The organism is Stenotrophomonas sp. YJH_SMC_135, assembly GCF_059372355.1.
Genome location: NZ_JCAFVN010000004.1, coordinates 389,464 through 403,462 on the forward strand (window position 1 = coordinate 389,464; position 13,999 = coordinate 403,462).

The window sequence follows — 13,999 nt, forward strand, 5'->3', positions numbered from 1 at the left end:
CCGACCATCGCATGGCTATCTCCAAGCACACTCCCGCCCTGTTCAACGAAGGCCTGCCGGACCCGCGCCTGCAGCAGTTCCGCATGCGTCGCCTGCAGGTACACAACTGGGGCACGTTCAACGGACTGACCGAAGTACCGATCGCCGAGCGTGGCTTCCTGTTCGTCGGCCGTTCCGGCTCGGGCAAGTCGACCCTGCTCGATGCCATGTCCGCGCTGCTGACGCCGCCGGCCATCGTCGATTTCAACGCCGCCGCGCGTGAAGCCGAGCGCAGTGGCCGCGACCGCAACCTGGTGTCCTACGTGCGTGGCGCGTGGGCCGACCAGCAGGACAGCGGCACCGGCGAAATCGCCACCCAGTACCTTCGCAAGGGCGCGACCTGGACTGCGCTGGTGCTGGAGTACCGCGCCGGCGATGGCCGCGTGGTCAGCCTGGTGCGCCTGCTGTGGATCTCCGGTAACGGAACCTCGGCCGGTGACGTGCGCAAGCACTACATGATCGCCGAGCGTCCGTTCGACATCGCGAAGGATCTTGGCGGCTTTGACCTGGACCTGCGCAAGCTCAAGCAGAAGCTGTCCGACCTGCACCACTTCGACACCTTCTCCGGCTACGCCGAGCGCTTCCGCGACCTGCTCGGCATCGACAACGAGATGGCGCTGCGCCTGCTGCACAAGACGCAGTCGGCGAAGAACCTGGGCGACCTCAACGTCTTCCTGCGCGACTTCATGCTCGACACGCCGAAGACCTTCGACGCCGCCGAGCGCCTGGTCAGCGACTTCGCCGAACTCGATGGCGCGCACCAGGCCGTGGTCACCGCCCGCCGCCAGGTGGAGACCCTGCTGCCGGCACGCGCCTACTACAACGACCTGAAGGAAATGCACCGCCGGCGCGGCGACGACGAAGCCCTCAAGCTCGGCGTCGACAGCTTCCGTGAAAGCCGCCGCCAGGCGCTGATCGAAGCGCGCCTGCGCGAGATGGACGTGCGTGACCGTGGCCTGCTCGGCGAAGAAGCCCAGCGCCGTGCCGCACTGGACAACCACACCGAGCGCCTGGCCGAGCTGGAACTGCAGCGCCGCCAGCAGGGCGGTGAGCGCATCGAGGAACTGGAGCGCGAGCAGGGCCGTGCCGAAGCCGAGCGCGACCGCCGCCAAGCCAAGCGCGAGCAGGCAAGCCTGGCCGCGCAGCAGCTGGGGGCTGAACTTCCGGACGACGCACACGGCTTCGCCGAGCTGGTCGAGCGTGCGCAGAACGAACTGCAGGACCGCCAGCGTGCCTCTTCGGCGCTGGACGATGCGATCAGCGATCGCCTGGGTGGCAAGCGCGATGACGAGCGCCGTTTCGGCGAAGTCCGTGCGGAACTCGAAGCGATGCAGCGCACGCCCTCCAACATCCCGGCGCCGATGCAGAAGCTGCGCGCGCGCCTGGCCGAGGAAACCGGCATTGCCGAGGCGGCGCTGCCGTTCGTCGGCGAGCTGATCCAGGTCCGCTCGGAAGAGCAGGGCTGGCAGGGTGCCATTGAGCGTGTGCTGGGTGGCTTCGCGCTGTCGCTGCTGGTCGATGACAAGCACTACAACGACGTCGCCGAGTGGGTGAATCGCACTCACCTGGGCATGCGCTTCACCTACTACCGTGTGCGCCGCAACGATGATGCGTTCGCGCGCGAGCCGTCGGCGAAGTCGCTGCTGCACAAGCTGGAGCTGCGCGAGCACGTATTCGAAAGCTGGCTGCGCCGTGAGCTCGGCAAGCGCTTCGACTACGAGTGCGTGGATGCCAAGCAGCTGCGCAACGTCGACCGCGGCATCACCCGCGAAGGCCAGGTCAAGCATCCCGGCGACCGCTTCGAGAAGGACGACCGCAGTGCGGTGGGCGACCGCCGTCGCTGGATCCTCGGCTTCAACAACCACGACAAGGTGGGCGCCTTCGAGCGCGAAGCCCAGGAACTGGCCAAGCGCATCGCCAGCTGCGAGACCGACATCGCGCGCCTGCGTGGGCAGCGTGACCGCGACAACGAACGTCGCCTGGCCTGCCACGAGCTGGTCAGCATCAGCTGGAACGAGATCGACATCGCCGCCCCGCAGCAGCGCCTGACCGATATCGAGGCCACCCTGCGCGACCTGCGCGAAGGCAATGCCGACCTGGCCAAGCTGGCCAAGCAGATCGACGCCGTGCGCGCCGACATCGAGCAGGCTCGCCGTACCTATGAAGACGTCCGCGTCGAGCGCGGGCAGCTGGTCAAGGAGCGCGATCGCCTCGACCGCGCGCGACAGCAGAGCCGTGCGCTGGTGTTGCCGAGCCTGGCCCAGGAGCAGGAAGCCGGCCTTGCCGAGCGCCTGCAGGAACAGGGCCCGCTCAGCCTGGAAACGCTGGAGGCGCACATGCGCCAGGTCAGCAACGCGCTGAACGAGCAGCTGTCGACCTCGCAGCAGGACCTCAACCGCATCGAGAACCAGCTGATCGGCTGCTTCCGTCGCTTCATCCAGCAGTGGCCGGAGGAATCGGGCGACTTCACCGTATCGGTGGCCTCGGCCGAGGATTTCCTTGCCCGCCTCGAGCGCCTGGAGCGCGACGGCCTGCCGCAGCACGAAGAGCGCTTCTTCGATCTGCTGCAGAACCAGAGCAAGAACAACCTGCTGGCCCTGCAGCGCCACAGCGCCGAGGCCCGCAAGTCGATCGGCCAGCGCCTGGACGAAGTGAACGCCAGCCTGGAGCAGGTGCCGTTCAACCGTGGCACGCTGCTGACCATCGAACTGAGCGACCGCCGCCTGCCGGAAGTCGGCGAGTTCCACCTGCAGCTGCGCGAGGTGCTGGCGCAGCAGCAGACCGAGCAGCGCGAGCTGGCCGAATCGCAGTTCACCGTGCTGCGCCAGCTGGTCAACCGCCTGGGTTCGCAGGAAGGCGAGGACAAGCGCTGGCGCGAGCTGGTGCTGGACGTACGCATGCACGTGGAGTTCATCGGCGTCGAGCTGGATGCGGAAACGCGCCAGCAGGTCGAGATCTACCGCAGTGGCGCGGGCAAGTCCGGTGGCCAGCGCCAGAAACTGGCCACCACCTGCCTGGCTGCGGCACTGCGCTACCAGCTCGGCGGCGCCGACAGCCAGCTGCCCAGCTACGCCGCCGTCGTGCTCGACGAAGCCTTCGACAAGGCCGACAACGAGTTCACCGCGCTGGCGATGAACATCTTCGACAACTTCGGTTTCCAGATGGTGGTCGCCACCCCGCTGAAGTCGGTGATGACGCTGGAGCCGTTCATCGGTGGCGCCTGCTTCGTCGAGATCAGCGGCCGCCACGACTCCGGCGTGCTGCTGATCGAGTACGACGAAGAAGGCAAGCGCCTGAAGCTGCCCGAGCGCAGCCGCCAGCAGGCCAACGAACCGGAAGAAGCCGAAGCCTGACCCGGTCGATTGAATGGGGATGCCGGCCAGCGGCCGGCATTACCCATGGGCGGGGTTCACGACCTGATCGGATGGGGATGCCGGCCAGCGGCCGGCACTACCCATGGGCAGCGTTCATGACCCGGTAGTGCCGGCCGCTGGCCGGCAACCGCATTCACGCACCGCGGAAGGTATCCCACGCCATCCGCGCGATCAGTACCACCACCAGCCCCACGAACAACTTGCGGATGAACGGCGTGCCGCCCTTCAACGCCAGGCGCGTGCCCACCACCGAGCCGATGATGTTGGCCGCCGCCATCGGCAGCGCGAACAGCCACAGGATGTTGCCGGTCGGTACGAAGAACGAGATTGCCGCCACATTGGTCGCCAGGTTCACCACCTTCGACGCCGCTGACGCACGCAGGAAATCCAGGCCGAAGAAGCGCACGAACAGGAAGATCAGGAAGCTGCCGGTGCCCGGCCCGAAGAAGCCGTCGTAGAAGCCGATCGCCGCACCGATCGCCAGCGCGATCGCCAGTTCGCGGCGGCCGATCTCCTGCGGCCGGTGCAACGCGCCGAAGTCCTTCTTCCACAACGTGTAGGCCAGCATCGCGATCAGCAGCACCAGCACCAGTGGGCGCACCGCGTCCTTGGGCAGCAGGCTCACCGCGGTGGCCCCGGCGAAGGAGAAGATGAAGGCGGTACCGGCCGCGAACAGTACCGGCTTCCACGGGAAGCGCACGTTGCGCGCATAGCGCCAGGCGGCCGCACCGGTACCGAACATCGAACTGAACTTGTTGGTACCGAACAGCATCGCCGGCGTCTGCTGCGGCAGCACCGTGAACAGGCCGGGCAGCTGCACCAGGCCACCGCCACCGACAGCGGCATCCACAAGGCCGGCGATGAAGGCGATCACCACCAGCCACCACAACTCAGGGGGAACCAGTTCCAGCACGGCGATCAATCAAGGAGGGGGCGCGACAGCATACGCCTGTCCTGCTCCGGGCGACTGCGGCCCCGCGTGGATCAATCCCGGCAACCCGGCGACAATGCCGGCATGAGCCGAAAACCCGCCGATCCCTGCCCCTGTGGCCTTCCCGCCGACTATGCCGCCTGCTGTGGCCGTTTCCATGCCGGTGAAGCCGCGCCTGATGCAGAGCACCTGATGCGTTCGCGCTACAGCGCCTATGTGCGTGGCCTGGCTGACTACCTGCGCCAGTCCTGGCATCCGGACACGCGTCCGGCCGAGCTGTCGCTGGACGATGCCCCCGGCCAGCGCACCCATTGGCTGGGCCTGACCGTGCACGAGCACACCATCACTGGTGCTGACAGCGCCGAAGTCCGCTTCACCGCGCGCTACCGCATCGGCGGCGGCAGCGCGGTGAGGATGACCGAGCACAGCCGCTTCCAACGCATCGACGGCCGCTGGTACTACCTCGACGCGGTCTGAGCACTACGCGCCGTGCGCTGCCAGAACGCGCTGGCCGCCGTGCGCGCGCACCTGGTTGCGGCCCCCGTCCTTGGCCACATACAGGGCCTGGTCGGCGGCCTTGACCACGGCCATCGGCCGCGGATCCACGCAGCTGTCGGCCAGCCCGATGCTCACCGTCACCTGCACCACCTGGCCGCTGCCACCGCGTCCGCGCCGCTGGCGGCCGGCTTCGTCGTCACGGCTGCGGGTGCTGCGGTCGCGAAGCTGCATGCGGGTGTCCTCGATGCTCTGCCGCAATGCTTCCACGGCATCGACACAGGCTGCCGCCGGCCGGTCCAGGAACACCACCGCGAACTCCTCGCCGCCATAGCGGAACGCACGGCCACCGTCGCCCACCCGCGCCAGCCGCGACGCCACCAGGCGCAGCACATCGTCGCCGGTGTCGTGACCATGGGTGTCGTTGAATGACTTGAAGTGGTCAACGTCCACCATCGCGATGCTGTAGGTACCGCGTGCCCGCTGCAGGGTCTCGTTGAACGCCCGTCGCCCCGGCAGGCCGGTCAGCTCATCGCGGAAGGCCATGTGGAAGGATTCCTGCAGCATCGCGCCCAGCATCAGCAGCAGGGCGGCACTGCTCAGCGCCGGCAGCAGCACCGGCTGCAGGAAGATCCGCGGCAGCATCCACCACAGGCACAGCAGGGCCAGCAGCATTGCCGTGTGCAGTGGCCGCGGATGCCGCCACGCCTGCCAGCCCAATGCTGCGGTCGCCAGCAGGAACAGCAGCGCCGGCAACTGCGCCAACGCGTTCCAGTTGGCGGGAATCCAGGCCCAGTGACGGTTCGACAGCAGATCGTGCATCCCCTGCGGCTGCTGTGCCGCCAGCAGCAGGAAGATCATCAGCGCCGCGCCGCACACTACGCTGCGCAGCAGCAGGTCCTGGCGTCGGCGTCCGCGTTCCGGCCATAGTGCCAGTCCGGCGAACAGCAGCGGCACCCACGCCGAGATCGCGTGGAAGCGCAGCGGGGTCAGGGCGTCGACATGGCCGCTGCGCAGGTAGCCACCGACGTCCCGGTGCAGCAGGGCGAATACCACCGCCACCACCAGCAGCAGGCACAACGTGCGCATCTGGTGGTAGAGCAGGGCCAGGCCTGCACCGAGACAGGCCAGCAGCCAGGGCAGGATGCGCTGCGCCGGGCTGGCGACATCCTCGGTGCCCAGCGCCATCCACAGCACCAGGACGACCAGCACGGCGGGCAGCACGAACAGGTAATGCGCAGGCTGGCGGAGCGGATGCAGGGGCACGCGGTAAGTCCAGTGCGGTGACGATGCGGCCGCAACATTGCCGTTAGCGGCGTCCCCACGCGCTTCTTGAATGCGCGTGCCCGCTGTCATGTGAACGTGGTGATGTGGTGCCATGACGTTGCGCTCACCGTCCTGCGCCGATGCTTCCGGCATGGACAGCGTACCCACCGCCGTCGCTGCCCCGCAGCGCGATCTCGCCCGCCGCTTTGCACAGGTGCGGGCGCGCAGCCTGCAGCTGGCCGCGCCGCTCAGTGCCGAGGACGCCATGCTGCAGAGCATGGCCGACGCCAGTCCCAGCAAGTGGCACCTGGCCCATACCACCTGGTTTTTCGAACGCTTCGTGCTGGCCGGTTTCGCCACCACGCCCGCGCATGACCCGGCCTGGGACTATCTGTTCAACAGCTATTACAAGAGCATCGGCCCGGCGCATGCGCGGCCGCAACGCGGTCTGCTGTCGCGGCCCTCGCTGCAGCAGGTGCGCGACTACCGGCAACAGGTCGACATGCAGGTGCAGTCACGGCTGGCAGCCGGTGACCTCGACGCGCAGGCGCTGCACCACCTGCAGTTGGGTCTGCAGCACGAACAACAGCACCAGGAACTGCTGTTGACCGACATCAAGCATGCGTTCTGGTGCAATCCACTGCAGCCACCGTATCGCGACGACCTGCGGCCCGTTGCCAGCACCGCCGCGACGCAGGGCTGGATCGAATCGCCCGAACGCATCGTCACCGTCGGTGCCGCGGCATGGCCCCGGCACGCCGCCTTTGCCTACGACAACGAATCGCCGCAGCACCGCGTGCTGCTGCCCGCGCATGCCCTGGCCGAGCGTCCCGTCAGCAATGCCGAGTACCGCACCTTCATCGAGGCAGGGGGGTACCGCGAACCGCGCTGGTGGCTCAGCGAAGGCTGGGCGCTGCGAGAAGCCGAAGGCTGGCAGCACCCCCTGTACTGGGATGATGCCCTGCAGCGCGAGTACACCCTGGGTGGTTGGCGCGAGCTGGATCCGCATGCGCCGGTCTGCCACCTCAGTTACTACGAGGCCGATGCCTGCGCCCGCTGGGCCGGTGCGCGCCTGCCCAGCGAGTTCGAGTGGGAAGCGGCCGCCGCGTCGCAGCCCCTGCGCGGTCATTTCGCCGATGACGATCACCTGCACCCGCAGGCAGCCGGGGGCAGTGGGCTGCGGCAGCTGTTCGGTGATGTCTGGGAATGGACCGCCAGCGCCTATGGTGCCTACCCGGGCTTCCGCTCTTTTGACGGCAACCTCGGCGAATACAACGGCAAGTTCATGTGCGGGCAATGGGTGCTGCGCGGCGGCAGCTGTGCCACGCCCCGTGGCCATGTGCGCGCCAGCTACCGCAATTTCTTCATGCCGCCGGCGCGCTGGCAGTTCTCCGGACTGCGCCTGGCCAGGGACCTCATATGAGCACGGTGCATGACGCGCTGCAGGCGCTGACCGACCTGACCCCCAGCCGCCAGCAGATCCTGGCCGATGCGCTGGCCGGTCTGTCATGCGCATCGCGGCAGCTGCCTTCCAAGTACTTCTACGATGCCCGCGGCTCGCGTCTGTTTGAACAGATCACCCAGACCCGCGAGTACTACCCCACGCGCACCGAGCTGGCGCTGCTGGCGCGGGTGCTGCCCGATATCGCGCGCGTGGTCGGCCCGCGCCTGCATGTGGTGGAGCTGGGCAGCGGCAGTGGCCGCAAGACCGCGTTGCTGCTGGCCGCGCTGCAGGATCCGGTGGCCTATACGCCGATCGAGATCTCGCGGGCCGCACTGCTGTCCAGCATCGACCACCTGGCGCCGGCGCTGCCCGAGGTCGAGATGCTGCCGGTCTGCGCGGACTTCACCCGCGCCGTCGCCGTGCCCATGCCCGAACGCGAACCCGCGCGACGGCTGCTGTTCTTCCCCGGTTCCACATTGGGCAATTTCGCCGAAGCGGAGGCCGTCGCCCTGCTGCGGGCGATGCGTCAGACGATGGGCCGCGACGGCCTGGCCCTGATCGGCATCGACCTGCACAAGGACACGGCGCTGATCGAAGCGGCCTACAACGATGCGCAGGGCGTCACTGCGGCATTCACCCTCAATCTGCTGGCCCGCCTCAACCGCGAGATCGGAAGCGATTTCGATCTCGATGGATTCCGCCACCGCGCCCGTTACAACACCGCGCGGCTGCGCATCGAAACCGACCTGGTGAGCCAGTGGCCGCAGGACGTCCACCTCGGTGGCCGCACCTTCCACTTTGCTGCCGGTGAACCCATCCGCGTCGAGTACAGCCACAAGTACACCGATGACAGCTTCGAGGCGCTGTTGCAGCAGGCGGGCCTGCAGGTCGCACAGCGTTGGGATGCCGAAAGTCCCGCCTATGGCCTGCGCCTGCTGCGCGTTGCCTAGGGGGGACGGCCAGCCGGTGCCCCTTCAGGTTCGGCCGCACTGCTGCCCCTAAGATGGCCGTGCAACGGCAACACGGAGGACGCCATGCCCATTCTGACCACGCTCGGCCTGGCGGCCGCCCTCGCGTCGACCCCGACGCTGCCTGCGGCCCCTGCCGCCAGCAACGATCCGGCGTTCAGCCGCTGCCTGGCGGGCCTGCAGGCCACCGCCGCAACCCAGGGCATCGGCGCCGACCGTTTCAACGAGATCACCACCGGGCTCACGCCGGACCCGAGCGTGCTCGGACTGCTGGACGCACAGCCGGAATTCACCACGCCGATCTGGGATTACCTGGCCGCGCTGGTCGACCGCCAGCGCGTCGATGATGGCCGCACCCTGCTGCAGCAACATCGCGATCTGCTCGATCGCGTCTCCGCGCAGTATGGCGTCGACCCGGCCACCATCGTCGCGGTCTGGGGGGTGGAGAGCGACTATGGCCGCGTCTTCGGCAAGCGCCCGCTGCTGCAGTCGCTGGCCACGCTGTCCTGCGCCGGCCGCCGCCAGGCCTTCTTCCGCGGCGAACTGCTGGCGCTGCTCAAGCTGATCGACCGCGGCGACCTGCAGGCCCAGGGGCTCACCGGTTCCTGGGCCGGTGCCTTCGGGCATACGCAGTTCATGCCCAGCACCTACGCACGTATCGCGGTCGATGGTGATGGCGATGGCCGCCGCGATCTGGTCGGCAGCATTCCCGACGCGCTGGCGTCCACCGCCAACTACCTCAAGCGTGCGGGTTGGCGCAGTGGCGAACCGTGGGGCATGGAGGTCCGTGTTCCCCCCGGTTTCAATGCCAGCCAAGCGGGCCGCACCCAACGTAGAGCCCTCGCCGATTGGCGCGTGCAGGGCGTGACCGCGCTGGATGGCGGCGCGCTGGTGCCGCCCAATCTGCCGGCCGACGCGCGCGCCGCCCTGCTGCTGCCGGCCGGCATCAAGGGCCCGGCGCTGCTGGTGTTCCGCAACTACGATGCGATCTACAGCTACAACGCCGCCGAAAGCTATGCACTGGCCATCGCCACGCTGGCCGACCGGCTGCGTGGCGGCACCGGCCTGGCCACCGCCTGGCCGACCGATGATCCCGGCATCGGCCGCGATGAACGCCGCCAGCTGCAGACCCTGCTGCTGGCCCGCGGCCACGACATCGGCAGCGCGGACGGCATGATCGGCACCGCCACGCGCCGCGCGATCCAGGCCGAGCAGCAGCGCCTGGGCTGGGCCAATGCGGATGGGCGCGCCGGCCAGCGCATCCTGCGCGCGTTGCAGCAGGAGGCAGCCGCAGGGACGCCTGCCACCCGCTAGACCTTGCCGATCACAGGCTGGCCGCGACATCATCGCCGCGGTCTTCAAGGAGCGTCATAGCATGCAGTCGAACCCGGACATCAGCACCGGCCTGTACCACGGGCTCGAGGCCTGGCAGATACGCACGCCCAGCGCCACCGCGGTCATCAGCGTGTTCGGCGGACAGCTGCTGTCGTTCATCCCAGAGGGGCAGCCGGACCTGCTGTGGCTGTCGCCGAAACGGGCCGGGCTGCCCACGCCGATCCGGGGTGGCGTTCCAGTGTGCTGGCCGTGGTTCGGTCGCCAGGGCCAGAGTGATGACGTGCCGGCACACGGCCTGGTACGCACCGCGCGCTGGGAGCTGCTGCAGGCCCGCCAGGACGATGACGGTGAACTGGAGCTGCAGCTGGCGCCCCTGTCGATTGCCGAGTGTGGCCTGCGCCTGCAGATGCAGCTGCGCATCGGTCGCCAGTTGCGCCAGCAGTTGACCACCGAGAACACCGGCCCGTCCCCGATGACCTTCACCCAGGCCCTGCACAGCTACTTCCGGGTGGGCGATGCCCGTCGTGTCGAGGTTGATGGCCTCGATGGCCTGCACTATCTGGACAAGTACGAGGATTACACGCAGCTGCGCCGGCAGCAGGGGCCCTGGTCGCTGCGTGACCCGCGCGATCCGGGGCGCAGCGACCGCATCTATACCGGTGCCGGTGGCCACTACGTGCTTCGCGATCCCGTCCTGCAGCGGCGGATCGAGATCCGCAGCGAAGGCAGCCAGACCCTGGTGGCGTGGAATCCGGGCGCGGAGGCGGCGGCGAAGATGGCCGATGTCGGCGACGGTTGGCACGATTACGTGTGCCTGGAAGTAGCCAATGCCGGGCCGGAGCAGATTGCCCTTGCACCCGGCGCGCGCCACCAGCTGGTGCAGGTACTGGCCAGTGAACCGCTGCAGGCCGTGGCGGGGTGTTCGGAGTAACCATGGGATCGACAGGAATGGATGGCATGCAGGACGCACAGTGGTGGTACGCCAACAGCAAGCAGAGCGAAGGGCCGGTGGACCTGGCCGGGCTGCGCCGTCTGCAGCAGGACGGCACGGTAACCGCCCGTACGCTGATGTGGCGGGAAGGAATGGCATCGTGGCGGCCGCTGGCCGAGCTGGATCCTTCGGTGGCGCCGATGGATCCGACCCCGCCGTCGATTGAACCGGCGCAGGCCGTCAGCGCCAGCGGCGCATCGACCGCTGATCCGTCCGACCCCTATCGTGCGCCGGCAGCTTCGCCGGTGGCCGCGACCGCGCCGCAGCTGGAAGGCGACATCGCCTTGTACGCCGCCGTGGTCGGCGGCAACTTCCCGATCTATCGACAGCGCTGGCGGCTCGACCAGGGCATTGCCGACGGCAACGGCACCTGGCACTGGCCGGCGTTCCTGATCGGCGTGATCTGGATGGTGTACCGCAGGATGTACCGGCTGGCGGCGATCTGGGCCGGCGTGCTGGTGTTCTTCAGCATCGCCGAGGCGTTGCTGGGCGTTCCGGAAGGCGTGTCGACGGTCATCACCCTCGTCATCAACATCACCGCCGCGGTGTATGCCAACCGCTGGTACCTGGCGCATTGCCAGCGTGAGATCGCCCGAGCGCGCGCGTTGGTGGGAGATGACGAGGCGCGCCTGCGCAGCGAGCTGGCCAGACGGGGTGACACCAATGCACTGGCGGCGGCGGTGGTGGCCATCGCCGTCGTTGCGGTGATGCTGGTGGGGCAGGCGCTGGCAGGCTGAGGCCGGGAAGGCTTCAGATCCAGCGGTGGCTGCCGCTACCGCGGGATCATCCTGGGCAAGGAATCGCCGACATGAATCATCTGGATACTCCGCCGGTTTCCCCGGCGAATGACAATCCCTATCTTGCGCCCGCCACAGAGGTGGACGACGCGCCCCCTCCGTCCGACGCGGACTACCTGAACCTCCTCGTCGGCCCCAACGCGGCGCTCTATCGCCAGCGCTGGCACCTGGGCAGCCCGGTGCCGAAGCCGCCGCGACCGTGGCACTGGCCCGCCTTCCTGGTGCCGACGTACTGGCTGCTGCACCGGAAGATGTACCTGGCAGCCATCCTCTTCGAGCTGGTCCTGATCGGCATCGCGCTGCTGGCGGCCCGCGCCAACCCGCTGCTCACGGTGGCGTTGCTGGCGGTGCCTCGGTTCGCCATCGCGGTGACCGCCAACACCCTGTACCTGCGCTACTGCACGCGACTGCTGGGCAAAGTGAAGGCCGCCCACGCCGGGCAGCACAACCGCATCCGTGCCGAACTGCAGCGTCGTGGCGGCACCAGCGTGTGGGCGGTGGTGATCGGCATGGCGGCCAACGCGGTGATCAATACCGTCGCCCGCATGGCGGCCTGATCATGCTGGCCTGATAGGGTTGCTCAGGCCGCTGTCCGTGCCCGCAACACCAGCAGGCACAGTGCACCGGCCAGCAGTCCCCAGAACGCCGAACCGATCCCGGCCAGGGAGACCCCCGAGGCGGTGACCAGGAAGGTGACGAGTGCAGCCTCGCGGTCGCGCTCCACCGCCAGGGCGCTGGCCAGGCTGTTGCCGATGGTGCCGAACAGCGCGATACCGGCCACGCAGGCCACCAGCTCCCTGGGGAAGGCCGCGAACAGTGCGGCCACCGTGGCGCCGAACAGCCCGATGACAATGTAGAAGGCGCCGGCCGCCATCGCTGCGGTGTAGCGGCGCGCCGGATCCTCGTGCGCATCGCGGCCCATGCAGATGGCGGCGGTGATCGCCGCCAGGTTCAGTGCATACGCACCGAACGGCGCCAGCAGCGTATTGACTACACCGATCCAGCCGATCAACGGCGACACCGGGGCGTCATAGCCGGACGCGCGCATCACCGCCACACCGGGAATGTTCTGCGAGGCCATGGTGACCACGAACAGGGGCAGGGCAATGCCGGCCACGGCCGTCCACGACAGCGAGGGCGTCACCCACTGCGGGATCGCCAGTTGCAGATGCACCTGCTGGGCGTGCAGCAGGCCACGGCTCGCGGCGACGGCGATGCCGACCAGCAACGTGGCGATCACCGCATAGCGCGGGAACAGCCGGCGCCCGGCCAGCCAGGTGGCGAACATTGCCAGCGCGAGCACCAGCTGGGTGTTCATGGCGACGAACACATCCAGCCCGAAGCGCAGCAGCACACCGGCCAGCATGCCGGCGGCCAGCGCCATCGGTACCCGTTGCATCAGTCGCGCGAAGACCCCCGAGAAACCCGCAAGCAGGCCCAGCACGGCGGCCAGCAGGAATGCGCCCGTGGCCTCGGAGAGCGAAGCACCGCCGGCACCCACCACCAGCATCGCTGCACCCGGGGTCGACCACGCTGTCACCACTGGCACCCGATAGCGCAGCGACAGGCCAATGCAGGTCACGCCCATGCCCAGCCCCAGCGCCCACATCCAGGAGGCGATCTGCGCCTGGTCGGCACCGACGGCCTGTGCCGCCTGGAACACGATCACGGCCGAGCTGGCGAAGCCCACCAGTACCGTAATGAAGCCAGCCACGATTGCCGGCATCGAAAGATCGCGCCACCACGCGCGCCGCACCTGCATGCTCATTGTCCTGTCTCCACTGTGCATCCCTGCATTGATAAGGGTTGCGGCGTTGACCGCGCAACGCGCGGGCAACGCCGCAGTGATCTTCGAGCGTACGTCATGCGTGATGGCGCGGTGCTTCTGTCATCACGCTGCAAAAAAGCCTTGACGAAATCCGCAGGATCTCTAGAATTCGCTCCCTTGCTGCAGCGCATCGCTTCCCCGGAAACGACACGCGAACAGCGACGCCACCACCGACGAACGAGTTGATCGAACGAAGGTGTTGACGGACTCGAAAAGTCCGGCATAATAGGCGGCTCGCAACGACGAAAGGCCCTCGGGCCCAACGACGAAGCAGCATCGGCAACAACGTCCACTCCAGTGAGACGGCCTTGAAAAAAGGTGTTGACGAAGCGGAAAAGCCGGCTATAATGGGCGGCTCGCTACGAAGGAAACTTCGCAGCACACGGGAACGGCGCTGAGGCCACTTCCCCGGATCTTTGAAAGTATGCGCAGGTATCTTGTGAAGGCGCCTGCAGGAAGGATGATTGTCCATCTTGCAGACGTTTGATCAAGCAACTATTAATTGTTTTAAAGCAAGCGATACGTTGCCAG

At 67.9% G+C, this 13,999-nt stretch carries 11 protein-coding genes; 8 read left to right on the forward strand and 3 right to left on the reverse strand.

Annotation, left to right across the window (positions count from 1 at the left end; genetic code table 11):
* The first annotated feature begins 11 nt into the window (after positions 1-11).
* On the forward strand, positions 12-3,392 hold the full coding sequence (locus tag AC5P98_RS16485; protein ID WP_032960149.1) for an ATP-binding protein: 3,381 nt from the start codon (positions 12-14) through the stop codon (positions 3,390-3,392).
* A 154-nt stretch (positions 3,393-3,546) separates the two neighbouring features.
* Here AC5P98_RS16485 and AC5P98_RS16490 read toward each other — a convergent pair whose 3' ends face one another.
* Positions 3,547-4,326 carry a sulfite exporter TauE/SafE family protein gene (locus AC5P98_RS16490; RefSeq protein WP_032960169.1) on the reverse strand — a complete coding sequence of 260 codons (780 nt, stop codon included), beginning with the start codon at positions 4,324-4,326 and terminating at the stop codon, positions 3,547-3,549.
* 102 nt (positions 4,327-4,428) lie between these two features.
* Here AC5P98_RS16490 and AC5P98_RS16495 point away from each other — a divergent pair, with 102 nt between their 5' ends.
* Positions 4,429-4,821 (forward strand): YchJ family protein, encoded by a 393-nt coding sequence (locus tag AC5P98_RS16495; RefSeq protein WP_032960150.1) that lies wholly within the window; start codon positions 4,429-4,431, stop codon positions 4,819-4,821.
* A gap of 3 nt (positions 4,822-4,824) precedes the next feature.
* On the opposite strand, the gene AC5P98_RS16500 is transcribed toward AC5P98_RS16495, so the two are convergent.
* Entirely contained in the window at positions 4,825-6,105 is a 1,281-nt protein-coding gene (locus AC5P98_RS16500) for a GGDEF domain-containing protein (RefSeq protein WP_049405563.1), read from the reverse strand.
* 151 nt (positions 6,106-6,256) lie between these two features.
* Between AC5P98_RS16500 and egtB the strand changes: the two genes are divergently transcribed.
* The 6 genes from egtB to AC5P98_RS16530 all read left to right on the forward strand — a co-directional run bounded on the left by egtB (position 6,257) and on the right by AC5P98_RS16530 (position 12,197).
* Positions 6,257-7,528 carry an ergothioneine biosynthesis protein EgtB gene (egtB, locus tag AC5P98_RS16505; protein WP_049405565.1) on the forward strand — a complete coding sequence of 424 codons (1,272 nt, stop codon included), beginning with the start codon at positions 6,257-6,259 and terminating at the stop codon, positions 7,526-7,528.
* Positions 7,525-8,499, forward strand: a complete 975-nt coding sequence (gene egtD / locus AC5P98_RS16510) for an L-histidine N(alpha)-methyltransferase (RefSeq protein ID WP_049405566.1) — start codon at positions 7,525-7,527, stop codon at positions 8,497-8,499. Before egtB ends, egtD begins: the two co-directional genes overlap by 4 nt.
* Before the next feature lie 84 nt (positions 8,500-8,583).
* A complete protein-coding gene (locus tag AC5P98_RS16515) occupies positions 8,584-9,831 on the forward strand; it encodes a lytic murein transglycosylase (protein ID WP_049405568.1) in 1,248 nt (415 codons plus the stop codon).
* Positions 9,832-9,892: 61 nt separating this feature from the next.
* Positions 9,893-10,783 (forward strand): D-hexose-6-phosphate mutarotase, encoded by an 891-nt coding sequence (locus tag AC5P98_RS16520; protein WP_049405570.1) that lies wholly within the window; start codon positions 9,893-9,895, stop codon positions 10,781-10,783.
* Between the two features lie 26 nt (positions 10,784-10,809).
* Positions 10,810-11,580, forward strand: coding sequence for a GYF domain-containing protein (locus AC5P98_RS16525; protein ID WP_032960164.1), 771 nt, complete (start codon positions 10,810-10,812; stop codon positions 11,578-11,580).
* Between the two features lie 71 nt (positions 11,581-11,651).
* On the forward strand, positions 11,652-12,197 hold the full coding sequence (locus AC5P98_RS16530) for a DUF2628 domain-containing protein (protein ID WP_049405571.1): 546 nt from the start codon (positions 11,652-11,654) through the stop codon (positions 12,195-12,197).
* A gap of 23 nt (positions 12,198-12,220) precedes the next feature.
* Here AC5P98_RS16530 and AC5P98_RS16535 read toward each other — a convergent pair whose 3' ends face one another.
* Positions 12,221-13,408 carry a benzoate/H(+) symporter BenE family transporter gene (locus tag AC5P98_RS16535; protein ID WP_046433322.1) on the reverse strand — a complete coding sequence of 396 codons (1,188 nt, stop codon included), beginning with the start codon at positions 13,406-13,408 and terminating at the stop codon, positions 12,221-12,223.
* Positions 13,409-13,999: the final 591 nt, after the last annotated feature.